At 65.0% G+C, this 21,775-nt stretch carries 21 protein-coding genes; 12 read left to right on the top strand and 9 right to left on the bottom strand.

Translation table 11 applies throughout. The annotated features are described in order from the left end of the window. The first annotated feature begins 312 nt into the window (after nt 1-312). On the top strand, nt 313-2,388 hold the full coding sequence (locus HGB41_RS22925; protein WP_171088628.1) for a TonB-dependent receptor domain-containing protein: 2,076 nt from the start codon (nt 313-315) through the stop codon (nt 2,386-2,388). Continuing rightward, entirely contained in the window at nt 2,388-2,801 is a 414-nt protein-coding gene (locus HGB41_RS22930; RefSeq protein WP_171088629.1) for a MerC domain-containing protein, read from the top strand. Before HGB41_RS22925 ends, HGB41_RS22930 begins: the two co-directional genes overlap by 1 nt. 61 nt (nt 2,802-2,862) lie before the next feature. Here HGB41_RS22930 and HGB41_RS22935 read toward each other — a convergent pair whose 3' ends face one another. Genes HGB41_RS22935 through HGB41_RS22955 form a run of 5 tightly spaced genes read right to left on the bottom strand, consistent with a single transcriptional unit; the run spans nt 2,863 to nt 6,756 of the window. After that, entirely contained in the window at nt 2,863-3,243 is a 381-nt protein-coding gene (locus HGB41_RS22935) for a Fur family transcriptional regulator (protein WP_171088630.1), read from the bottom strand. An 8-nt stretch (nt 3,244-3,251) separates the two neighbouring features. After that, a complete protein-coding gene (locus tag HGB41_RS22940) occupies nt 3,252-3,836 on the bottom strand; it encodes a hypothetical protein (protein WP_171088631.1) in 585 nt (194 codons plus the stop codon). 13 nt (nt 3,837-3,849) lie between these two features. Continuing rightward, nucleotides 3,850-4,704 (bottom strand): sulfurtransferase, encoded by an 855-nt coding sequence (locus HGB41_RS22945; RefSeq protein WP_171088632.1) that lies wholly within the window; start codon nt 4,702-4,704, stop codon nt 3,850-3,852. 8 nt (nt 4,705-4,712) lie between these two features. Continuing rightward, the gene (locus HGB41_RS22950; protein ID WP_171088633.1) at nt 4,713-5,648 is read right to left on the bottom strand and encodes a DMT family transporter; all 936 of its coding nucleotides are present in this window, start codon (nt 5,646-5,648) and stop codon (nt 4,713-4,715) included. A 7-nt stretch (nt 5,649-5,655) separates the two neighbouring features. Beyond that, nucleotides 5,656-6,756: an aromatic ring-hydroxylating oxygenase subunit alpha gene (locus HGB41_RS22955; protein WP_171088634.1), complete on the bottom strand. Its 1,101-nt coding sequence runs from the start codon at nt 6,754-6,756 to the stop codon at nt 5,656-5,658. Nucleotides 6,757-7,107: 351 nt separating this feature from the next. Between HGB41_RS22955 and HGB41_RS22960 the strand changes: the two genes are divergently transcribed. The 3 genes from HGB41_RS22960 to dxs are packed head-to-tail and all read left to right on the top strand — an operon-like array spanning nt 7,108 to nt 10,133. Further along, the gene (locus HGB41_RS22960) at nt 7,108-7,371 is read left to right on the top strand and encodes an exodeoxyribonuclease VII small subunit (RefSeq protein WP_171088635.1); all 264 of its coding nucleotides are present in this window, start codon (nt 7,108-7,110) and stop codon (nt 7,369-7,371) included. Continuing rightward, the gene (locus tag HGB41_RS22965) at nt 7,368-8,261 is read left to right on the top strand and encodes a polyprenyl synthetase family protein (RefSeq protein ID WP_171088636.1); all 894 of its coding nucleotides are present in this window, start codon (nt 7,368-7,370) and stop codon (nt 8,259-8,261) included. The genes HGB41_RS22960 and HGB41_RS22965 overlap by 4 nt, the downstream gene beginning before the upstream one ends. Next, complete coding sequence (gene dxs / locus HGB41_RS22970; RefSeq protein WP_171088637.1) at nt 8,262-10,133, top strand: 1-deoxy-D-xylulose-5-phosphate synthase; 1,872 nt, start codon at nt 8,262-8,264, stop codon at nt 10,131-10,133. Nucleotides 10,134-10,270: 137 nt separating this feature from the next. Here dxs and HGB41_RS22975 read toward each other — a convergent pair whose 3' ends face one another. Continuing rightward, nucleotides 10,271-10,969 carry a 2OG-Fe(II) oxygenase gene (locus HGB41_RS22975; RefSeq protein WP_171088638.1) on the bottom strand — a complete coding sequence of 233 codons (699 nt, stop codon included), beginning with the start codon at nt 10,967-10,969 and terminating at the stop codon, nt 10,271-10,273. A gap of 3 nt (nt 10,970-10,972) precedes the next feature. After that, on the bottom strand, nt 10,973-11,527 hold the full coding sequence (locus tag HGB41_RS22980) for a cob(I)yrinic acid a,c-diamide adenosyltransferase (RefSeq protein WP_171088639.1): 555 nt from the start codon (nt 11,525-11,527) through the stop codon (nt 10,973-10,975). A gap of 81 nt (nt 11,528-11,608) precedes the next feature. Between HGB41_RS22980 and HGB41_RS22985 the strand changes: the two genes are divergently transcribed. The 3 genes from HGB41_RS22985 to glcF are packed head-to-tail and all read left to right on the top strand — an operon-like array spanning nt 11,609 to nt 15,392. Beyond that, nucleotides 11,609-13,114, top strand: coding sequence for an FAD-linked oxidase C-terminal domain-containing protein (locus tag HGB41_RS22985; protein WP_171088640.1), 1,506 nt, complete (start codon nt 11,609-11,611; stop codon nt 13,112-13,114). Between the two features lie 3 nt (nt 13,115-13,117). Further along, nucleotides 13,118-14,164 carry a glycolate oxidase subunit GlcE gene (glcE, locus tag HGB41_RS22990; protein ID WP_171088641.1) on the top strand — a complete coding sequence of 349 codons (1,047 nt, stop codon included), beginning with the start codon at nt 13,118-13,120 and terminating at the stop codon, nt 14,162-14,164. 1 nt (nt 14,165) lies between these two features. Continuing rightward, entirely contained in the window at nt 14,166-15,392 is a 1,227-nt protein-coding gene (glcF, locus tag HGB41_RS22995; protein WP_171088642.1) for a glycolate oxidase subunit GlcF, read from the top strand. A gap of 31 nt (nt 15,393-15,423) precedes the next feature. Here glcF and HGB41_RS23800 read toward each other — a convergent pair whose 3' ends face one another. Then, complete coding sequence (locus tag HGB41_RS23800; protein ID WP_267874221.1) at nt 15,424-15,549, bottom strand: hypothetical protein; 126 nt, start codon at nt 15,547-15,549, stop codon at nt 15,424-15,426. 182 nt (nt 15,550-15,731) lie between these two features. Here HGB41_RS23800 and HGB41_RS23000 point away from each other — a divergent pair, with 182 nt between their 5' ends. The 3 genes from HGB41_RS23000 to HGB41_RS23010 all read left to right on the top strand — a co-directional run bounded on the left by HGB41_RS23000 (nt 15,732) and on the right by HGB41_RS23010 (nt 18,608). Continuing rightward, nucleotides 15,732-16,097: a hypothetical protein gene (locus tag HGB41_RS23000; RefSeq protein WP_171088643.1), complete on the top strand. Its 366-nt coding sequence runs from the start codon at nt 15,732-15,734 to the stop codon at nt 16,095-16,097. 58 nt (nt 16,098-16,155) lie between these two features. Then, nucleotides 16,156-16,461, top strand: coding sequence for a hypothetical protein (locus tag HGB41_RS23005; protein WP_371868579.1), 306 nt, complete (start codon nt 16,156-16,158; stop codon nt 16,459-16,461). Nucleotides 16,462-16,568: 107 nt separating this feature from the next. After that, nucleotides 16,569-18,608 (top strand): glycoside hydrolase family 97 protein, encoded by a 2,040-nt coding sequence (locus HGB41_RS23010; RefSeq protein WP_171088645.1) that lies wholly within the window; start codon nt 16,569-16,571, stop codon nt 18,606-18,608. A gap of 99 nt (nt 18,609-18,707) precedes the next feature. Here HGB41_RS23010 and HGB41_RS23015 read toward each other — a convergent pair whose 3' ends face one another. Further along, complete coding sequence (locus HGB41_RS23015; RefSeq protein WP_171088646.1) at nt 18,708-19,187, bottom strand: glutathione peroxidase; 480 nt, start codon at nt 19,185-19,187, stop codon at nt 18,708-18,710. Between the two features lie 139 nt (nt 19,188-19,326). Between HGB41_RS23015 and HGB41_RS23020 the strand changes: the two genes are divergently transcribed. Continuing rightward, the gene (locus HGB41_RS23020; protein WP_171088647.1) at nt 19,327-21,648 is read left to right on the top strand and encodes a TonB-dependent receptor domain-containing protein; all 2,322 of its coding nucleotides are present in this window, start codon (nt 19,327-19,329) and stop codon (nt 21,646-21,648) included. The last annotated feature ends 127 nt before the right edge of the window (nt 21,649-21,775 follow it).

Here is a 21,775-nt window from a genome sequence, read left to right on the forward strand (position 1 = left end):
CGGTTTCGCTCACGCTGGACCCCAAACTTTTCGGAGTCGACAGCATGAACTACATCGCAAAAGCAGACATTTCTACTTTGCCCAAACCGGACATTTCTACTTTGCCCTTACACACCCTACGGGGCACTGGCGGTTCCACGTGAGCGGCATGTCGCTGGTGCCACATCTTTCCTCCCGATTTTCCTGGCCGTTTCCTCACACGGGCCATCGCTTCGTCCTGCCTGTTGAGCTTTTAATGATAATGGCTTATCATTACCAAAAGCGGGCGTATCCAGCCCGCTGCGTGTTCAATCTTGACGAAGGAAGCTGCCCATGTCCCCGACCCTCCACCGTACGCCGCTTGCGCTGGCGATCCTGTTCGCCTTCAATGCGCCGCTGGCCCAGGCCCAGGCCAGCCGTGTGCACGCCGATCCTGACAGCGTTCCGACCGTGGTGATCTCGGCGTCCGCGCTCGGCCTGTTGGGCGACGACATGATCACGCCGGTGACCTCGCTTTCGGGCGGCGAACTGGTGCGCGCCCGCGAGTCGACCCTGGGCGAGACCCTGAACAACCAGCCTGGCATCACGTCGAGCCATTTCGGCGCCGGCGCCAGCCGCCCGGTCATTCGCGGCATGGACGGACCGCGCGTCAAGATCCTGTCGGATGGCGCGGAGATCCAGGATGCGTCCACGATCAGCCCGGACCACGCGGTCGCCTTCGAGCCCGTGCTGGCCGAACGCATCGAAGTGCTGCGTGGCCCATCGGCGCTGGCCTATGGCGGCGGGGCGGTGGGTGGCGTCGTGAATATCCTGGACCGCAAGATTCCTACGGCGATGCCAGCCAAGCCGGTCGAAGGCAGCATGGAACTGCGCGCCAACTCGGTGGCCCGCGAAAAGACCGGCGCCTTCGAATTGACCGGCGGCGCGGGCAATGTCGCGATCCACGCCGAGGGCGTCAAGCGCGATGCCGGCGAATACCGCGTCGGCAAGGGCTGGCCAGATGGCGACCGCGTGCACGGCAGCTTCAAGGACAGCGAGACCGGCAGCGTCGGCCTGTCCTGGGTGGGCGAACGCGGCTACCTGGGCGCGGCCTACACCAAGGAACGCACCGAATACGGCATCCCCGGCCACAACCACGAATTCGGCAGCTGCCATCCACATGGCGACCACCTGCATTGCGGCGGCCATGGCCACGAGGAAGAGGGCGAAGAGCACGACCACGAGCACGAGCACGGTGACGAGGCGGTGCCGGTCGTGAAGCTCGACAGCGACCGCTGGGACGTCCGCGGCGAGCTGCGCAACCCGATGGCCGGCATCACCAAGGCGCGCCTGCGCGCCTCGTTCACCGACTACCGCCACGACGAGCTGGAAGAGGGCGTGGTCGCCACCAGCTTCAACAACAAGGCGCACGACTTGCGCGTGGAGCTGGAACATGCACCGGTCAAAGGCCTGCGCGGCGTCATCGGCCTGCAAACCACGCGCCGCGATTTCCGTACCGATGGCGAAGAAGCCTATGTGCCGCCGAGCGTCACGAAAAAACACGCTGTCTTTGCCACCGAAGAATACAAGCTGGGCGACTGGCGCTTCGAGGCGGGCGCTCGCCACGAATGGCAGGACGTTGCAGTGGATAGCGCGACCCAGCGCGACACCAAGGCGCACGGCACCTCGGTGGCCCTGGGGGCGGTCTGGAAGTTCGCGCCTTCGTATTCGCTGCGCGCCGGCCTGTCCCGCAGCCACCGTCTGCCGACTGCCGAAGAACTGTATGCCGACGGTGTGCACCTGGCCACCGCGACCTATGAGATCGGCAATGCGGATCTCGGCAAGGAAACCTCGAACAACCTCGATGTCACCCTGCGCAAGTTCGAAGGCAATACGACCTATTCGCTGAGCGCCTTCCACAACCGCGTCGCCAACTACATCTACGCCAGTACGCTGGACAATCACGAAGGCTTCCAGCTGGTCGAATACGCACAGCGCGATGCGGTCTTCACCGGCCTCGAAGGAGAGCTGCGCCACAAGTTTTCCGGCAGCCTGGAAGGCACGCTGTTCGGCGACCTGGTGCGTGCCCGCTTCGACGAAGGGCAGGGAGCCCGCAACCTGCCGCGTATCCCGGCGCACCGCATCGGGGCGCGTCTCAATGCGCACTGGCAGGCCTGGCACGGCATGGTCGAACTGGTCCGGGTCGGCAAGCAGGACAGGGTAGCGGAATTCGAGGGAGCGACCGGTGGCTACAAGCTGCTCAACCTCGGCACGCACTACACGACGCGCATTGGCGGCATACCGGCCCAGCTCTATGCGCGAATCAACAACGTGACCGACGAGCTGGCGTTCAGCCATACCTCCTTCATCAAGTCGGCCGCGCCGCTCCCGGGCCGCAACCTGACGGCGGGCCTGCGCCTGATTTTCTGATGAAGACCCTGATCCGGTTCGCCGATTACGCGGGCATGGCGGCTTCCGCGCTGTGCCTGGTGCATTGCCTGGCGATGCCGCTGGTCCTGGCGGCGTTTCCGCTGCTGGGGCTGGGTGGCGAGCATCATGCCTTGCACGATGCGCTGCTGGTCGGGGTGACGGTGCCGGTGTTGCTGGCGCTGGTGCCGGGGTACCTGAAGCACCGCGATCCGGCGGCGCTGTTGCTGGGGGTGGCGGGGCTGGTGGTGTTTTTAGTGGCGGTGCTGGTGCTCGGGCCGAGGATCGGCGAGCTGGCGGAGACGGTGGGGGCGGTGATCAGCAGTGTGCTGCTGTTGGGAGCACATGTGCGTAACCACCGTCATTGTAGGGTGGGCGGGTCTCCCGCCCGCGCGTTCAACTCACCTATGAATTGATGCAACGCTTTTCATACACTGGTTGAACGCGCGGGCGGCGAAGCCGCCCACCCTACGAAAATCAGGATGCAATGGTTCGGCACGCGCTGCACAATCCATACAGCGTCAACTCATGCGACTCCAGCACAAACCCCTCCGGCGCCAGCTTCTGCATATCCCCCGGACAGGCATGCACCTCATACACCCGGTCGCAAACCCGGCAATGAAAGTGGTGATGATGCGCGTGCCCCGACAGTTCATACCGGTCGCCACCGCCCGGCAGCGACACCGCCGTGATCTCGCCGGCCTCCAGCATCGACTTGATGTTGCGGTAGATCGTCGCCAGCCCGATGCCCGGCACCACGCCCTGGGCGTGTTCCAGCAGTTCCTGGGGGCTCAGCGGACGGCCGGCGTCCTCGATGCACTGGTGGATGGCCTTGCGCTGTCGCGTATTGCGTTCCATGGCGGTGCTTACTTCTTGCCGCGCGCGGTTTCTAGCTCGGCGCGCAGCGAGCTGCGTTCGGCATAGGACTTGTCGAGCTGCCCGCGCAGGGTGCGCATTTCGGCTTCGAAGTTGTCGCGTGCGGTGGTGGCGCCGATCAGTTCCATCTCGGCGGCCAGGCGCGCATCGGATTCCGAGGCCTGCGCCGCCACGTTGCGCTCGAGCTGCGCACGCAGGTCGGCCAGCTGGCGGTCCTTGCCGTCGATCGCCAGCTGGTCCTTCGCCTTGCTCACCATGGCTTCGGTAGCCAGCTTGCGCGCATCGCGCAGTTCGACGCTCAAGCGTTCGATTTCGGCTTCATGCTCGCTCGATGCCGCCAGGGCCTGGTCGCGCGCGGCTTCCAGCTGGGCGCCGGTTTCGCGCAGCTCGGCCGCGTCGCTTTCCAGCTGTTCGAGCGCTTCGCGCACCGGGGCGGCGGCCTGCTCGGCCACCTGCTGCACCCAGCCGCTGAGGGCGGCGGCAACCGCTTCAGGAATTTCCAGCGCCGGCGTGGCTGCGCGCGATGTTTCGTGGTCCGACATTGGTGCGTTTTCCTTGGTTGTGGTTTTCTTCATGTGCTGCCCCGCGTCAAGCGTCGCCCGTGGCGACCGGCCGGGTGGTATCGGCCACCCATTCGCTCCACGATCCCGGATACAGCGCCGCGCCTGGCAGCCCGGCTACTTCCAGGGCCAGCAGGTTGTGGCAGGCGGTCACGCCCGAGCCGCACTGCATGACGGCGCGCTGCGGATCCTTGATGAGCGGCGCAAACTCGGCGCGCAGGCTTTCCGCATCCTTGAAGCGGCCATCCGGCTGCAGGTTGTCCTTGAAGAAGCGGTTCTTCGCACCGGGGATATGGCCGCCGACCGGGTCGATGGTCTCGTTCTCGCCGCGGAAGCGGTCGGCTGCGCGCGCATCGATGACGGTGCGCTCGCCTTTTTCGATATTGTTCATCACATCGACCACCGTCACGGTCGGCACGAAGGGTGCGCGCACGGTGATGGCGCCGGGCGCCTTGGCCGGCAGGTCGACGCTCAAGGGCTGGCCGATCGACTGCCAGGCCGCCATGCCGCCATCGAGCACCGCGACCGCCTCGTGGCCCAGCCAGCGCAGCAGCCACCACAGGCGCGCCGCGAACATGCCGCCGTGGGCGTCATAGGCCACTACTTGCGAGCCGTCGTTCACGCCCCAGCTGCGCAGGGTTTCGACCAGCGCGTCTTTCTCCGGCAGCGGATGACGGCCGCGGAACACGCCGTCCGGCCCCTGCCTGTCGCCCGACAGCTCGGTCTCGATGCTGCCGAACACCGCGCCCGGCAGGTGGCCGATGGCATAGCCTTCGCGGCCGGCCGCGGGGTTCATCAGGTCATGGCGGCAATCGACCACGACCCAGTCGGGGTTGGCGATGTGCGCAGCCAGTTCGCTGGCGCTGATCAGGGTCTTGTACATGTGGCTCCTCAGGTTTCGCTGGCGATCGGATCGGTATCCTTGACCACGGCGCCTTTGGCTATCGTGCCCCGGGCCGTGCTGCGCGTATTGTAGAACGTCGCGGCAACGCCCGACGCAAGGATCACGGCGATCCCCAGCCAGACATGCCAGCCGAAGCGGTCGCCCCACAGCGCCAGCCCCCACAGGCTGGAAAACACGATGCCGGTGTACTGCAAATTCGCCACCACCAGCACCTTGCCGACGCGGTAGGCGCGGGTCATGGCGATCTGGGCGAGGAGGGCGGAGATGCCGATCCCCAGCAGCAGCGCGCCGCTATACGGGGTGTGGCTGTGGAAGGCAGCGTCTTGCGGCCCGTCCCCGAGCAGGGTCCCGGCAAGGCCGACCAGGGTGGTGGTCAGCGAGAAGTAGAACACCACGCGGTATTCCGGCTCGCCCATCTGGCCGAGTTTGCGCACCTGCATGTAGGCCATGGCCGAGATCACCGACGAGCACAGCCCGGCAAGGCCGCCCAGCCACTGCTTGCTCTCGACCGCCGGCTGCAGCACCAGGGTCACGCCCAGGAAGCTCATGCCGATCGCCAGCACCAGCGGCCATTCGGCCACCTTGGTGCCGGTCCACCAGCCGGTGGCGAACATCCAGGCCGCGATCCAGATCGGCGCCATGTAGTTGAGGGTGACGGCAGTGGCCAGCGGCAGGCGCGTGATGGCAAAGAACCATAGCCACAGCGACACCACGCCCACAAAACTGCGCCACAGGTGGGCACGCGGGAAGGAAGTAGCGAAGGTGCCGCCGCGGTGGCGCACTGCCAGCACCAGCACCACCGTGCCGATGAGGCCACGGTACATCAGGAGTTCGGAGGTGGAATAAAACTCGGACGCCAGCTTCACGCCCGCGCCCATGGCGGCGAACGCGAAGCTGGCAAACAGCATCCAGAGTGACGGCATCGAGTCCTTAGAGCGCCAGCTTGCTGCGGTACCACTCGTGGAAATGCTGCATTCCGTCTTCCATCGGCGATTGATAAGGGCCGACTTCGTTGACGCCGCGCTCCACCAGGATCTTGCGGCCGGCGTCCATGCGCAGTGCGATCTCGTCGTCCTCGACCGCGGTTTCCATATAGGCGGCGCGCTCGGCTTCGACGAATTCGCGCTCGAACAGCACGATCTCTTCGGGATAGTAGAACTCGACCACGTTGCGGGTCTTCTGCGGGCCGATCGGCCACAGGGTCGACACCACCAGCACGTTCGGGTACCACTCGACCATGATGTTCGGGTACAGCGTCAGCCAGATGGCGCCGAATTTCGGCGGCTGGCCGTTGTTGAACTTCAGGATTTGTTCCTGCCACTTCTTATAGGCGGGCGAACCGGCCTTCTGCAGCGCGCGGTTCACGCCCACGGTCTGGACGCTGTAGTCGCGGCCGAATTCCCATTTCAGGTCGTCGCAGGAGACGAAATTACCCAGGCCCGGATGGAAGGGCTCGACGTGGTAATCCTCCAGGTAGACCTCGATGAAGGTCTTCCAGTTGTAGTCGCACTCGTGGATCTCGACGTGGTCGAACATATAGCCCGAGAAATCGAGGTCGCGGGTGGCTTCCATGTTCTTGAGCTTGTCCATCACGTCGTAGCCGTTCTGTTCGAACAGCAGGCCGTTCCAGTTCTGCAGCGGCGTCTTCGACAGGTTCAGGCAAGGCGTTTCGGCAAAATGCGGCGCGCCGATCAGCTGGCCCTTCAGGTCGTAGGTCCAGCGGTGCAGCGGGCACACGATGGTGTTCGCGTTGCCGCGCCCATTGAACATGAGCGCCTGGCGGTGACGGCAGACGTTGGAGAGCACCTCGATGCCGCTAGAATTGCGGACCAGCATGCGGCCTTCGTTTTCGGCGGGGAGGGTCGCGAAATCGCCTTGCTCCGGCACCATCAATTCGTGCCCGACATAACGCGGGCCGTTGCGAAACAGCTCTTGCTTCTCGCGCTGCATCAGCGCGTCGTCGAAGTAGACATTTACCGGAAGCTGCGCGCACGAAGCGGCCAGCTTGGCCTGGGTAGCCAGATCGGACATCCCAACCCCCCTTTAAATAAGCTTGGTGCCAAAGAAGAGAAAGAATCCAAAGACCAGTATCTTGGGAAAAGGAATACGGTATTTCGGACAGAACCGTCGATTATACCGTGGAACAAGCTCTACAGTCTCGGGCCGTCACGGGGATGTGGCGCCCGTGCGTACAGAAAATGTACAAACGGCATCGTTTTCATGGAGGGAGGGTGTCATGGGCTAGAATGTGGTCGTGCAGGCAAGTTGCGATTGGTGCAATGCGCGCCCCCCGTGGGGAAGGATTGATCTAAAATACGCGATTGGATTGCCCCGCGGCGCACCCTTGCGCCGTCCTCACGCTAGATAGCTATGTCAACGAATATGAACGCGCAAAGCGCAACCCCATCCGCGACCACTCCCCCCGACTCCTTCGAAGGCGCGATGGCCGAGCTGGCCCAGCTCGTCACGCAGATGGAATCCGGCCAGTTGCCGCTGGAAGCCTCGGTGGCCGCCTATGCGCGCGGTTCCGAACTGGTGAAATACTGCGCAGCCCAGCTGGAAAAGGTCGAATCCCAGGTCAAGGTGCTCGAGGGCGACATGCTCAGGCCGTTCTCGGCCGAGGGTGGCGACGAGGGCGGGCAATGACGGCAACGGCTTTCGAGAGCTGGATGCACGAGGTCCAGCAGGAAGTCGAGCGCGCCCTGGACGCCAACCTGCCCCAGGCCACGGCCCTGCCGCACAAGCTGCACGAAGCGATGCGCTACACTGCGCTGGGCGGCGGCAAGCGGGTGCGCCCGCTGCTGGCCTATGCCGCTGGCGACCTGTTCGGCGGCAACGCCTCGGTGCTGGCGCGCGTGGCCAGCGCGGTCGAGATGATCCACGTGTATTCGCTGGTGCACGACGACATGCCCTGCATGGACGACGACGACCTGCGCCGCGGCAAGCCGACCGTGCACGTGGCCTATGACGAAGCGACGGCGCTGCTGGTTGGCGATGCGCTGCAGGCCCAGGCCTTCCAGGTGCTGGCCGATATCGACACGCTGCCGCCTGCGCGCCAGGTATTGATGCTGCGCCTGCTGGCCGAAGCGGCTGGTTCGTCCGGCATGTGCGGCGGCCAGGCGATCGACCTGGACAGCGTTGGCCTGTCCCTGACCCGCGAAGAGCTCGAGCGCATGCACCAGCTGAAAACCGGCGCCATGCTGCGCGTCTCGGTGATCCTGGGCGCGCTGGCCGGCCGCGATTTGTCGGCCACCGAGATGGAAGCGCTGGGCGCCTATTCGAAGGCGATCGGCCTGGCCTTCCAGGTGGTGGACGACGTGTTAGATGCGACCGCCGATTCGGCTACCCTGGGCAAGACCGCGGGCAAGGACGCGGCAGACAACAAACCGACCTATGTGTCGATCCTTGGGCTGGAGCCATCGAAGGAGCTGGCCGAGCAATTGCGGCGTGAAGCGCACGAAGCGCTGGCGCCATTTGGAGAACAAGCACTGCGGCTGCGCGACCTCGCGGACCTGATCGTGCAGCGGAAGGCCTAAATGAAACTGTTAGAGACCATCAACGACCCTGCGGACCTGCGCCAGCTTGGCCGGACCCAACTGACCCCGCTCGCGACCGAGTTGCGCCAGTTCCTGCTCGACTCGGTGTCGAAAACCGGCGGCCACCTGTCGTCGAACCTCGGCACCGTGGAGCTCACCATCGCGCTGCACTACGTGTTCAATACCCCGCACGACCGCATCGTGTGGGACGTGGGCCACCAGACCTATTCGCACAAGATCCTCACCGGTCGCCGCGAGCGCATGCCCACCCTGCGCCAGCTGAACGGCCTGTCGGGCTTCCCGAAGCGCGATGAAAGCATCTACGACACCTTCGGCACCGCGCACTCGTCGACCTCGATCTCGGCCGCACTGGGCATGGCCACCGCCGCCAAGATCAAGGGTGAAGACCGCCACGCGATCGCCGTGATCGGCGACGGCTCGATGACCGCCGGCATGGCCTTCGAGGCCCTGAACAACGGCGGCATTGACGAAGACGTCAACCTGCTGGTGGTCCTGAACGACAACGACATGTCGATCTCGCCGCCGGTCGGCGCGCTCAACCGCTACCTGGCGCGTTTGATGTCCGGCCAGTTCTACGCCGCCGCCAAGAACGTGGGAAAAAGCGTGCTGCCCGGCCCCGTGCTCGACCTGGCGCGCAAGATCGAAGAACATGCGAAGGGCATGGTGGTCCCGGCCACGATGTTCGAGGAATTCGGCTTCAACTACATCGGCCCCATCGACGGCCATGACCTGGAGTCGCTGATCCCGACCCTGGAGAACATCAAGAAGCTCAAGGGCCCGCAATTCCTGCACGTGGTGACCAAGAAGGGCCAGGGCTACAAGCTGGCCGAGGCCGAGCCGATCCTGTACCACGGCACCGGCAAGTTCAACCCGACCGAGGGCATCAAACCACCTGGCGCGCCGGGCAAGATCACCTACACCGAAGTCTTCGGCAACTGGCTGTGCGACATGGCGGCCAGTGACAAGCGCCTGGTCGGCATTACGCCGGCGATGCGCGAAGGTTCGGGCATGGTGCGCTTCCACCAGCAATACCCGGAACGCTATTTCGACGTCGGTATCGCCGAGCAGCACGCGGTGACCTTCGGCGCGGGCATCGCGACCGAGGGCATGAAGCCGGTCGTGGCGATCTACTCGACTTTCCTGCAGCGCGCCTACGACCAGCTGATCCACGACGTGGCGCTGCAGAACCTGGACGTGACTTTCGCGCTCGACCGCGCAGGCCTGGTAGGCGCCGACGGCGCCACCCATGCCGGCAACTACGACCTGGCCTACCTGCGCTGCATTCCGAATATGGTCGTCATGGCCGCGTCCGACGAGAATGAATGCCGCCAGATGCTGACCACCGGCTACCACTACCCGGGCCCGGCCGCGATTCGCTATCCGCGCGGCGCCGGTGTCGGCGCGGCGATGTCGTCCGAACTGGGCTCGATCGAGATCGGCAAGGGCTTGGTGACCCGCGAAGGCAAGGGCGTCGCGATCCTTGCCTTCGGTTCGATGGTCGCGCCAAGCCTGGCCGCCGGCGCAGAGCTGGACGCCACGGTCGCCAACATGCGCTTCGTGAAGCCGCTCGACGTCGAACTGGTCAAGCGCCTGGCGAAGGACCACGACTATTTCGTGACGGTGGAAGAGGGCTGCGTGATGGGCGGCGCCGGTGCTGCAGTGGCGGAAGCGCTGGCTGCAGCGGGCTTGAACAAGCCGATGCTGATGCTGGGGCTGCCGGACAAGTTCATCGACCAGGGTGATCCTGCGGCGCTGCTGGCGTCGGTGGGGCTGGATGCCAAGGGGATTGCGGCGTCGATTCGGCAGCGGTTCGCTGTTGGCGAACCTCGCCTGGTCGTCAACAACACCTGATCCGGTCGACAACCACTATCTCGTAGGGTGGGCAGGTTTCCTGCCCACGCGGTGATAGTTTGCTGCTAGATCATCCGGCACGACAACGGAGTCGTTGGCTATCACCGCGTGGGCAAGGAACTTGCCCACCCTACGAACTACGACTGACCGAATAGCGCTTCCGCCCTCTGGAACAAAATCCACGAGGTCGCAATATACTTATCCCCACTGCGTGACACATGCCCCTTGTGGGTATGCGTAAACCCCGCCGGTGCAATGATCAGCCGCCCCTTGCGCGCCTCGACCTTGCGCCCCTGGTACAAAAACTCCGTCTCCCCGCCATCTTCCACATCGTTCAGGTAGAACTGCCACAGCAGCACCCGGTGCAGGGTCTCGCAGCTGGCGTTTTGCGGATAGATCTCGGAATGCCAGTGATGGTAGCCGCCTGAATCCTGCATGTACTTCTGCAGGTTGATGTGCCCGACGCGGTAGATCGACTGCAGCAGTTCCATCACGTTCGGCGTGCCGAGTTCGTCGAAGTTCGACAGCGACAGGGTCACCGCCTCGCCGGTCACCGGGTGCGCCACTGCCGGCGACAGCGCGCCGATCAGCAGCATCCGGTATTTATCCATGTACGCGGCCAGGTGCTTGGCCATGGCGCCGGTGAGGAGGGCGCCGACGTCGTTCCATTCCTGGTGCGCGTTGATGGTCAGGTCGTAGCTGTCCTTCTTGCTGACGTCCACCCCGTTGCCGGTGCGGCCGCGCGCCACCTTGCTGCTCGCGTCGAAGCGCGCGCGGATCGCGTCGCACTGCTCAGGGCTGAGGGCGTTGTCGTAGATGCCGATGAAATCGTCCATCCATCAGCCTCGCTTGCGCTCGTGCTGCCACAGCACATCGCTGCCGCCGGAAAACCGGTTCAGCACGCGCGCCAGCACGAACATCAGGTCCGACAGGCGGTTCACGTATTCACGCGGATGGGGACGGATCGACTCGGCATTCCCAAGCGCAACGATGCTACGCTCAGCGCGTCGGCAGACGGTGCGGCACACATGCGCCAGCGAGGCCGCGCGCGAGCCGGCCGGCAAGATGAATTCCTTCAGCACCGGCAGGTCGGCATTGTATTTTTCCAGCAGGCCGTCCAGGCGCGCCACGTGCTCGTCCTTGATCATCTCGTAGCCGGGAATGCACAGCTCGCCGCCGAGGTCGAACAGGTCGTGCTGGATCGAGACCAGCTCTTCACGCAAGTCGCCCGGCATTTCTTCGCACAGCAGCAGGCCCACGAACGAGTTGAGCTCGTCGACTTCGCCCAGGGAGTGGATACGTGCGCTGTCCTTGCCGGTGCGGCTGCCGTCGCCGAGGCCGGTGGTGCCGTCGTCGCCGGTGCGCGTGGCGATCTTCGAGAGTCGGTTGCCCATGATGTAACCTTATGCAATATATTAGAAAAACGATAGGGCGAGCATACGACAAAACACGGCAATTGTGCTTACAATCACAGCATGTCCGCGAGCGCAACCACTGCCACCATCGCCCCCGCTTCCGACCTCGCCGCGCGGCGCCGCCAGGTCGTCGCAGCCCTGCGCGCGCGGCTGCCCGAGCGCTGCGTCCTGTCCGACCCCGAAGACACCCGCCCCTACGAATGCGACGGCCTGGCGGCTTACCGCCAGCTGCCCATGATCGTGACCCTGCCCGACAGCGAAGAGCAGGTGCTGGCGATCCTGGACGTCTGCCGTGAACTGCAGGTGCCGATCGTGCCGCGCGGCGCCGGCACCGGCCTGTCGGGCGGCGCACTGCCGATTCATGACGGCGTGGTCATCTCCACCGCGCGCATGAACCGCATTGTCCGTGTCGATGCCTACGCGCGCACGGCGGTCGTGCAGCCGGGCGTGCGCAACCTGGCCATCTCGGAAGCCTCCGCGCAGTACGGCCTGTACTACGCGCCCGACCCGTCCTCGCAGATCGCCTGCACCATCGGCGGCAACGTGGCCGAGAATTCGGGCGGCGTGCACTGCCTCAAATACGGCCTGACGGTGCACAACGTGCTGCGCGTGCGGGTGGCCACCATCGACGGCGAGATCATTGAACTGGGCAGCGAGGCGCTGGATGCACCGGGCCTGGATTTGCTGGCAGTGTTCATCGGCTCGGAGGGCATGCTCGGCATCGTCACCGAGGTGACGGTCAAGCTGGTGCCCAAGCCGGCGGTGGCCCAGGTCATCATGGCCTCGTTCGGCGACGTGCTCACGGCCGGCAATGCGGTGGCCAATGTCATCGCCGCCGGCATCATCCCGGCCGGGCTGGAAATGATGGACCGCACCTCGGTGCGCATGGTCGAGCCCTTCGTCCACGCCGGCTACGATACCGACGCCGCAGCGATCCTGCTGTGCGAGGCCGACGGCACCGTGCTCGAAGTAGCGGAAGAAATCGAACGCATGAAAGCCGTATTCGAAGGCGCCGGTGCGACCGCGATTGCGGTGTCCGAAACAGAAAGCGAGCGCATGCGCTTCTGGTCGGGCCGCAAGAATGCCTTCCCGGCGGCCGGCCGCATCTCGCCCGACTATTACTGCATGGACGGCACCATCCCGCGCAAGAAGCTGGCGCAGGTATTGGGCGCGATCGAGGAAATGGAGACGACCTTCGGCCTGCGCTGCGCCAACGTCTTCCATGCCGGCGACGGCAACATGCATCCGCTGATCCTGTTCGATGCCAACCAGCCGGGCGAATTCGACCGCGCCGAAGCGTTCGGCGCCGCCATCCTGGCTCTGTGCGTCGAGGTAGGCGGCACCATCACCGGCGAGCATGGCGTGGGCATGGAGAAGATCAATTCGATGTGCGTGCAGTTCGGCCGCAAGGAGCTCGACGCCTTCTTCGCAGTCAAGCGCGCCTTCGATGCACCGATGCTGCTCAACCCGGACAAGGCCATCCCGACACCGCACCGCTGCGCCGAATTCGGCAAGCTGCACGTGCATGGCGGCGCCGTGCCCTTCCCGGACCTTCCGCGTTTCTGAACCATGACATCCATCGAACACTTCCAGCAGCGGGTGCAGGCTGCGGCAGCCGGCAAGCAGCCGGTACGCATTCGCGGGGGCGGCACCAAGGACTGGTACGGCCAGCGCCTCGAGGGCGAGATCCTCGATACTCGCGGCTACAGCGGCATCGTCGATTACGAGCCGACCGAGCTGGTGATCACGGCACGCTGCGGCACGCTACTCACCGAGATCGAGGCCGTGCTGGCCGAGCGCAAGCAGATGCTGGCTTTCGAGCCGCCGCATTTCGGGGCAGGAGCCACGCTGGGCGGCACCATCGCCGCCGGACTGGCCGGCCCGCGCCGCGCCAGCAGCGGCGGCGTGCGCGACTTCGTGCTGGGCGCAAAGCTGCTGGACGGGAAGGGCGATGTACTGACCTTCGGCGGCCAGGTGATGAAAAACGTGGCCGGCTACGACGTCTCGCGCATGCTGACTGGCTCAATGGGCACGCTCGGCCTGCTGCTCGAAGTGTCAGTGAAAGTGCTGCCGAAGCCGTTTGCAGAAACCACGCTGCGCCTCCAGATCGGCGAGATCGATGCCATCCGCAAGCTCAATGAATGGGGTGGCCAGCCGCTGCCGGCGTCAAGCAGCTGCTGGCACGACGGTGTCCTGTCGCTGCGCCTGTCGGGCGCGCAGGCGGCGGTCGACGCGGCCGTGCGCCTGATCGGCGGCGAGATCGTGCAGGACTGCGATGCCTTCTGGGCCGGCGTGCGCGAACAGCAGCATCCGTTCTTCGCGGGCGAGGGCGCGCTGTGGCGGCTGTCGGTACCGTCGACAACGGGTGCGATCGTGCTGGGAGGCGAGCAGCTGATCGAATGGGGCGGCGCCCAGCGCTGGCTACGCACGCAGCTCGATGGCGCGACCATCCGTCGTACTGTGTCGGCGCTGGGTGGCCACGCAACCCTGTTCCGGGGCGGCGATAAATCCGCCGGCGTGTTCCAGCCGCTGCAGCCGGCGATTGCCCGCATCCACGAACGGCTGAAGGCTTCCTTCGATCCGGCGAACATCTTCAATCCGGGACGGATGTACTGATATGCAAACCAATCTCGCCGATTTCATCAAGGGCACCGCCGACGGCGACGAAGCGGAAGCCATCCTGCGCGCCTGCGTGCACTGCGGCTTCTGCACCGCCACCTGCCCGACCTACCAGCTGCTGGGCGACGAACTCGATGGCCCGCGCGGGCGTATCTACCTGATCAAGCAGGTGCTGGAAGGCGCCGAACCGACCCGCAAGACCCAGCTGCACCTGGACCGCTGCCTGACTTGCCGCAACTGCGAAACCACCTGCCCGTCTGGCGTCAAGTATGGCCGGCTGGTGGACATCGGCCGCCGCGTGGTCGACGAGCGCGTGCCGCGTCCTTTAGGCGATCGCATCAAGCGCACGACCCTGAAGGAATTCCTGCCGCGTACCAGCCTGTTCAAGCCTGCCTTCAGGGCAGGGCAGTTGGCGCGTCCACTGCTGTCGACAGGGCTGCAGGACAAGCTGCAGCCGGCACGCAAGGCCGGCGCCTGGCCAACGCGCACGCACGCGCGCAAGATGCTGGTGCTGGAAGGCTGCGTGCAGCCGGCGATGGCGCCGAACATCAACGCGGCGACGGCGCGCGTGCTCGATGCCTGTGGCGTGCAGGTGATCGTGGCGCCGAAGGCCGGCTGCTGCGGCGCCGTGCGCTACCACCTGAACGATCAAAAAGCAGGCCTGATTGATATGCGCCGCAATATCGATGCGTGGTGGCCCTATGTCGAGCAAGGACAGGTCGAGGCCATCGTCATGACGGCATCCGGCTGCGGCGTCACGGTGAAGGAATACGGCCATTTGCTGGCGCACGACGAAGCCTATGCCGCAAAGGCCGGGCGCATTGCGATGCTCACGCGCGACCTGTCCGAGATCCTGCCCGAGTTCGAAGAGGAACTGGCTGCGCAGCTGAAGGGAAAAATCACCAAACGTATCGCATACCATCCGCCATGCACGCTGCAGCACGGCCAGCAAATCCGCGGCAAGGTCGAAGGCCTGCTGCGCGCCGCCGGCGTGGACGTGCGCCTGTGCGCCGACAGCCATCTGTGCTGCGGCTCGGCCGGCACCTATTCGGTGCTGCATCCCGAGATCGCCCACGAACTTCGCGACCGCAAGCTGGCCAACCTGGAAGCGACCGGGGCCGAGGAAATCGTCTCGGCGAATATCGGTTGCATGAGCCACTTGCAGTCGGGGACGCAGACGCCGGTCACGCACTGGATCGAGCTGATCGACCGGGCGCTGGCGTGAAAGATCCTCTGCTGCCCGTAGGGTGGGCGGCTCAATCCGCTGCCGCGGCTTTTTCCGTATTGCCGATGCCGCCCACGCGGTGATCGTTTGCAGCAAGATCATCCGGCGCGATAGCTTCACCGCCGGCGATCACCGCGCGGGCGGCGCGTGTGCGCAAGCCAATCCGGCATACCGGTGGAGCCGCCCACCCTACGCCTGGCTGGGCGGGCCCGTACGAGCCCAAGCGTGTGCGATCTTTTTCCAGTTTGTCTATAGTTGACCGAGAGCCGGATTTGGCGTGCAGTCCTGCGCCATGCGGCCTGCAGGGCGCCCACAAAAGACAACCAGACGGGAGAACACATGGAAGCAACCAAGATGCTGCAGGTAGCGACGTATTTGTTTGGGCTGACCGCCCTCGGCGGCATTCTCATGGGCTGGATTCGCTTGGCCAGGGGCACGAATCCGCCATCCTGGCTGGCCATGGCCCACGGTTTCCTGGCGGCGGCCGGCGTGACCATGCTGGCGTATGCGGTGTTCGCGCTGGAGGCATCCGGCACGGCGCTGTTGTCGCTGCTGTTGTTCCTAGCCGGCTCGCTGGGCGGCATCGTCCTGAACCTGTTCTATCACCTGCACGGCAAGCCGCTGCCGAAGGCCATCGTGGCGGCGCACGCCGTCATTTCGATCGTGGCCTTCGTCTTGCTGTACATGGCCGCGTTCCCAGGCTAGGCGCGCCTGGCCTATACTGGCGCCCTGTTTTCACACCAGAGGGTCGACCGTGAGTTTCGTGTTCCAGCTTATTCGCGACGACGAAGGCTTTCCCCCCGCCGTCGTCTTCGAAGATTCCACCACGCCCGGCCTGGTGCCGCTGTGGGAAGCCATCGGCGTCTATGATGCGCTCTACAACAGCGACGGCCGGCCGGCGCGGGAAGTGGCGCGCGCCATCGCCTATGGCCTCGACAAGGCCAGCCAGGACGCCGCGCTGGCGAAGTTGATGCCGCCGGGCGTATCGCAATCGGAGGCCATCCGATTCCTCGAGAACGTCAACCGCGGCTGCAACACACACGGCGCGGCCTGGATCCAGACCCGCTGAACCATTCCTTGGTAGTCGAATTACATCTTTTGTCATATCATCGGTGAGCTCAGCCGGAGCTAAAGTAGTAATGCTACCGTCCGTGTGATAAATACAAAGGAACCCGCATGACCATCCGCCGCTTCGCCATCGTCCTGACGGCGTCCTGTTTATTCAGCCTGCCCGCATGGGCACAGCAGGTCATCGCCAGCGCCGCGTCGCCCGGCAATGTCCTGAGCGTGGAAGTGCAGGTCGACGGCGGCGGCAAGCTCGCTTACGGCATCAAGCGCAGGGGCAAAGAGATCATCGGGCTGTCGCGCCTGGGCTTCAACCTGGCCAATGCGAGGAAGCTGGACGGCGGCTTCAGCCTGCGGAAACATACCAGCAGCGAGCATGACAGCACCTGGGAACAACCCTGGGGCGAGCGCCAGTTCGTGCGCAACCGCTACCGCGAGCTGCGCGTGGACGTCGAGCAAAAAAAGCACGACGGCCGCCAGCTCACCGTGGTCTTCCGCATCTACGACGATGGCATCGGCTTCCGTTACGAATTCCCGGCGCAGCCACAACTCAAATCCGTCGAGATTCTCGACGAGCTGACCGAGTTCGCGGTGACGCAGCCGGCGACCGCATGGTGGATTCCCGCCGGCGAGCTGCCGGGACTCGAAGAAGAGATCCGCAAAGCCCCCTTGCGCGAAATCGGCATCGCCAATACCCCGCTGACGGTGCGCCTGGACGACGGCACCCACATCGCCTTCCACGAGGCGGCGCTGGTCGATTACGCGACCATGTGGCTGCGCAAGGTAGATGGCCAGAAGCTGCGCGCCATGCTGGCACCATCGCCGAGTGGCCCGGCCGTGGTGCGCCAGGGTGCCTTCACGACACCGTGGCGCACGCTGCAGATAGCAAGCGACGCGGCCGGCCTGTACATGTCGGACCTGGTGCTCAACCTGAACGAGCCGAACAAGCTGGGCGACGTGTCGTGGGTGAAGCCGTCGAAATTCGTCGGCGTCTGGTGGCAGATGCACCTGAACAGCGGCACCTGGAACGCCGGACCGAAGCATGCCGCGACCACCGCCAACACCAAAAAGTACATCGACTTCGCCGCAAAGAACGGCTTCCGCGGCGTGCTGGTCGAAGGCTGGAACAAGGGCTGGGAGAGCGACTGGGGCCATGGCGGCGCCGACTTCAGCTTCACCCAGCCTTACCCGGACTTCGACCTGCCCGGCCTGGCGGCGTACGCCAAGTCGAAGGGCGTGCGCCTGATCGGCCACCACGAGACCGGGGCCAACATCGTCGCCTACGAAAAGCAGATGGACGCAGCCTATAAACTGTATGCGAAGCTGGGCGTGGACAGCATCAAGTCCGGCTATGTGCACGAAGCGGGGACCGCGCTGTTCACGGGCCGCGACGGCAAGCCGCGCTACGGCCATTACGATTCGCAGGAAGGCGTCCGCCACTTCCAGAAAGCCGTGACCGAGGCAGCGAAATACAAGCTCTCGATCGACACCCACGAGCCGGTCAAGGACACCGGCGTGCGCCGCACTTATCCGAACTGGCTCACGCGCGAAGGCGCGCGCGGCGTCGAGTACAACGCCTGGGGCAACCCGCCCAACAGCGTCGACCACGAAGCCAAGCTGGTGTTTACGCGCATGCTGAGCGGCCCGATGGATTACACGCCCGGCGTGCTGAGCCTGCAAGGCGCGGACGGCAAAGTCTTCAATTCCACGCAAGCCAAGCAGCTGGCGAATTATGTGGTCATCTACTCGCCGATCCAGATGGCGGCCGACCTGCCGGAGAACTACGAGAAATACCCGGCCGCCTTCAAGTTCATCCGCGACGTGCCGACCGATTGGGCCGATACGCGCGTAGTCAACGGTGTGATCGGCAAGTTCGCGACCATCGCCCGCAAGGACCGCGCCAGCCCCGACTGGTACGTGGGCGCCGTCACCGACGACCAGGGCCGCACGCTGCCGCTCGCGCTGGACTTCCTCGACAAGGGCAAGCGCTACACGGCCGAGATCTACCGCGACGGCGACGGCGCCGACTACCGCACGGCGCGCCGCTTCGACCTGGTGGTCGAGACGAAGACCGTCACGGCGAAGGACGTGCTGCAGCTGCGCCTCGCCCCCGGCGGGGGGCAGGCGATCCGCCTGGTGCCGCAGTTGTAGGGTGGGCGAATTCCGCCCGCGCGTTCAAATCACGTCAATGAACACGCTCCGTGGTGTGGCCACGTGCGTTGAACGCGCGGGCGGGAAGACCCGCCCACCCTACGCCAGCGCTTTGTCGATATCGTCCGCAATCTCGGCCGGCGCGGTCGCGGGCGCGTAGCGTTTCACCACCTCGCCATCGCGGCCGACCAGGAACTTGGTGAAGTTCCACTTGATGGCTTCCGTGCCCAGCACGCCGGGTTTCTCGCCCTTCAGGTGCTTGAACAATGGGTGCGCCTCGTCGCCGTTGACGTCGACCTTGGCAAACAGCGGGAAGCTCACGCCATAGTTCTTTTCGCAGAACTCGCCGATCTCGGCCTCGGTGCCGGGTTCCTGCTTGCCGAACTGGTTGCACGGGAAGCCCAGCACGGCCAGGCCACGCTGGCCGTATTGCTGGTGCAGCTCTTCCAGCCCCTTGTACTGTGGCGTGAAGCCGCAGGCGCTGGCAGTGTTGACGATCAGGAGCACCTTGCCGCGGTAGTGCTCCAGGCTGACGGGCTGGCCGTCGAGGCCATTGGCGGTGAAATCGAAGACGTTCATGGTGGCGTTCTTGGTGTGGGAAAAATGGAAAGTGTATGCCAAGGCCGCAAATGCTGCTGTCCCGCTGTCATTGTTTGTTACATCTGTAAACTTGCCTCCATGCGACAATCGCGCTCGCCCCAACTGTCGAGCAGCTACTATGTCCACCGCACGCACCACCGAATACCCTGCAGGTCCACGCCATCCCCGGATTTCCCTGATTGCCCACCTGGTCGCAGGCACGCTGCTGGCGCCGCTCGCGGCAAACGCCCAGCAGGTTCCGGCTGCCCCGGTGCAGGAACAAACGAAGCAGGGCCCGGCCAAGCCAGCGGCAGCAGCGGCGACGCCTGCGCCCGCCGCCCAGGCCGTGCCGGTGGAGTCGACCGTCACCGTCACCGCCACCAAAACCTCGAACCGCATCGACCGCCAGTCGTATGACGTCAAGGCCGACCCGGCCACCTCGAACGACACCGTGGCCGACACCCTGAACAAGGTGCCGTCGGTGGCTGTGGACGGGGAGGGCAACGTGACCCTGCGCGGCCGCAGCAATGTGCAGATCCTGGTGGATGGCAAACCGTCGGCGATGATGCAAGGCGAGAACCGCGCGGCGGCCATCAATGCGCTGCCGGCCGGCGACCTCGAGTCGGTGGAAGTCATCAACAATCCAGGCGCGCAGTTCGGCAACGAAGGCGGCGGCGGCCCGATCATCAACCTGGTGATGCGGCGCGACCGCATGCCCGGCGGCTTCGGCGTGGTCAACGCCAACCTTGGCCAGTCGGGGCGCTACAACACCTCGGCCTTCGGCAGCTATAACGCCGGCCGCATCAGCCTGCAGGGCGGCGTGTTCCGTCGCCATGACGGACGCGATTCGAGCGGCGAGACCGAGCGTGAACGGATCGATGCGCTGACCGGCGCCATCGCCCGCAGCACGCAGGTTTCCAGCGGCGAGAGCAAGACCGATGCAACCGGCTTCAACGGCGGCATGACCTATAACCTCGGCGACAAGGACGTGGTCGGCGTCAACGCCAGCTATTCGCAGAACGAGAACGGCTCGCGCTCGACCGAGCAGTATCGCAGCTTGAGCCCCGCCGGCGTGGTCGACAACGATTACCTGCGCACCAGCCTGCGCGACACTGACGGCCGCAACTACAGCCTGGGCGGACGGCTGGACCACAAGGGCGACCAGCCGGGCGAAGTCTTCAAGCTCGACCTGCGCCTGTCCGGCTCCGAGTCCGAGAGCGACGCGCGCTACGCCAGCGTCTACACGGTGCGCCCGCCAAGCGCCAGTGCGCCCAACAGCCGCCAGGACGGCCTGAATGAAACCCGCGTGGTCGATTTCACCGGCGACTACGAGCTGCCGGGCGAGCATGGCGTGATGAAGGTTGGCTACAAGGTGGCGCGCAACAAGAATGTATTCGACAACGCCTATTTCGACATCGACCCGGGAACAGGGGCCGAGCGCGTGAACGCCTCGCGCACCAACCGCTTCGAGCTGCTTGACACCACGGTGGCGCTGTACGGCACCTACCAGTGGCGCATCGACAGCAAATGGGGTGTGCTGGGCGGCCTGCGCGCCGAATACACGGACCTCGACATGAACCAGGTCACGACCGGCCAGCGCGCGACGAATCATTATTTCGACGCGATCCCGAGCGCCTTCGTCACCTACGGCCTGTCCGACGACACCACGCTGCGCCTGAGCTACGCGCACCGCATCCGCCGTCCCGGCGCGGGTGACCTGAATCCCTTCGTGGTCTACCGCGACGAGCTGAATGTCTCGTCGGGTAACCCCAACCTGAAACCCACCGATTCCGATTCGCTCGAGCTGGGCATCGAGACCAAGCTGGGCAAGGTGGACACCAACGTTCGCCTGTACGCGCGCCGCGACACCGACCTGATTTCGGAACGCCGCTTCCTGCTGGCCAACGACGTGCTGCTGACCACCCGCGAGAACGCCGGCAGCAGCCGCTCGGGCGGGCTGGAATTCAATTTCAGCGGACGCGCCAGCCCGAAGCTGATGCTCAACGTGAACGGCAACATCGGTTACACCGAGCAGACCGTGCTGGGCAGCGTGCTGGACGACAAGCGCAGCGCGACCTCGATCAGCGGACGCGCACGCATCAGCTACCAGATGGATGCGTCCAACAGCTTCCAGCTGATGCTCAACGCGCAGGGCAAGACCCTGTTCGGCGAAGGCTACCGCCAGCCGGTGCGCACGGCCGATTTCAACTACCGCCGCAACCTGACCCAGGCCCTGAGCCTGGTGGTGAACATCAACGACCTGTTCGACTCGCAGAAAATGGAGATGATCACCGAGACCGACCGCCTGCGCGAATACAGCATCCGCCGCACCGGGGGGCGCATGGCCTATGTGGGGCTGTCCTACCGCTTCGGCAGCTTCGGGGGGCCAGGTGGGCAGCGCCGGCCGATGATGTTTGGCGGGCCGGGTGGACATGGCGGGCCGGGTGGCCCTGGCCACTAACGCTTTTGTAGGGTGTGTAAGGGCAAAGTAGAAATGTCCGGTTTGGGCAAAGTAGAAATGTCTGCTTTTGCGATGTAGTTCATGCTGTCGACTCCGAAAAGTTTGGGGTCCAGCGTGAGCGAAACCG

This window comes from Telluria aromaticivorans, assembly GCF_013003915.1.
In the GTDB taxonomy this organism is placed as follows: Bacteria; Pseudomonadota; Gammaproteobacteria; order Burkholderiales; family Burkholderiaceae_D; genus Telluria; species Telluria aromaticivorans.

Bases quoted from the DNA above. Each gene is read 5' to 3' on its own strand.
- HGB41_RS22940 (WP_171088631.1), bottom strand. From the start codon at position 3,836: ATGAAGAAAACCACAACCAAGGAAAACGCACCAATGTCGGACCACGAA.
- HGB41_RS23000 (WP_171088643.1), top strand. From the start codon at position 15,732: ATGGAAGCAACCAAGATGCTGCAGGTAGCGACGTATTTGTTTGGGCTG.
- HGB41_RS22980 (WP_171088639.1), bottom strand. From the start codon at position 11,527: ATGGGCAACCGACTCTCGAAGATCGCCACGCGCACCGGCGACGACGGC.
- HGB41_RS23015 (WP_171088646.1), bottom strand. From the start codon at position 19,187: ATGAACGTCTTCGATTTCACCGCCAATGGCCTCGACGGCCAGCCCGTC.
- HGB41_RS22975 (WP_171088638.1), bottom strand. From the start codon at position 10,969: ATGGACGATTTCATCGGCATCTACGACAACGCCCTCAGCCCTGAGCAG.
- HGB41_RS23010 (WP_171088645.1), top strand. From the start codon at position 16,569: ATGACCATCCGCCGCTTCGCCATCGTCCTGACGGCGTCCTGTTTATTC.
- glcF (WP_171088642.1), top strand. From the start codon at position 14,166: ATGCAAACCAATCTCGCCGATTTCATCAAGGGCACCGCCGACGGCGAC.
- HGB41_RS23020 (WP_171088647.1), top strand. From the start codon at position 19,327: ATGTCCACCGCACGCACCACCGAATACCCTGCAGGTCCACGCCATCCC.
- HGB41_RS22935 (WP_171088630.1), bottom strand. From the start codon at position 3,243: ATGGAACGCAATACGCGACAGCGCAAGGCCATCCACCAGTGCATCGAG.
- HGB41_RS22965 (WP_171088636.1), top strand. From the start codon at position 7,368: ATGACGGCAACGGCTTTCGAGAGCTGGATGCACGAGGTCCAGCAGGAA.
- HGB41_RS22930 (WP_171088629.1), top strand. From the start codon at position 2,388: ATGAAGACCCTGATCCGGTTCGCCGATTACGCGGGCATGGCGGCTTCC.
- HGB41_RS22955 (WP_171088634.1), bottom strand. From the start codon at position 6,756: ATGTCCGATCTGGCTACCCAGGCCAAGCTGGCCGCTTCGTGCGCGCAG.
- HGB41_RS22925 (WP_171088628.1), top strand. From the start codon at position 313: ATGTCCCCGACCCTCCACCGTACGCCGCTTGCGCTGGCGATCCTGTTC.
- glcE (WP_171088641.1), top strand. From the start codon at position 13,118: ATGACATCCATCGAACACTTCCAGCAGCGGGTGCAGGCTGCGGCAGCC.
- HGB41_RS22950 (WP_171088633.1), bottom strand. From the start codon at position 5,648: ATGCCGTCACTCTGGATGCTGTTTGCCAGCTTCGCGTTCGCCGCCATG.
- HGB41_RS22985 (WP_171088640.1), top strand. From the start codon at position 11,609: ATGTCCGCGAGCGCAACCACTGCCACCATCGCCCCCGCTTCCGACCTC.
- dxs (WP_171088637.1), top strand. From the start codon at position 8,262: ATGAAACTGTTAGAGACCATCAACGACCCTGCGGACCTGCGCCAGCTT.
- HGB41_RS22945 (WP_171088632.1), bottom strand. From the start codon at position 4,704: ATGTACAAGACCCTGATCAGCGCCAGCGAACTGGCTGCGCACATCGCC.
- HGB41_RS22960 (WP_171088635.1), top strand. From the start codon at position 7,108: ATGAACGCGCAAAGCGCAACCCCATCCGCGACCACTCCCCCCGACTCC.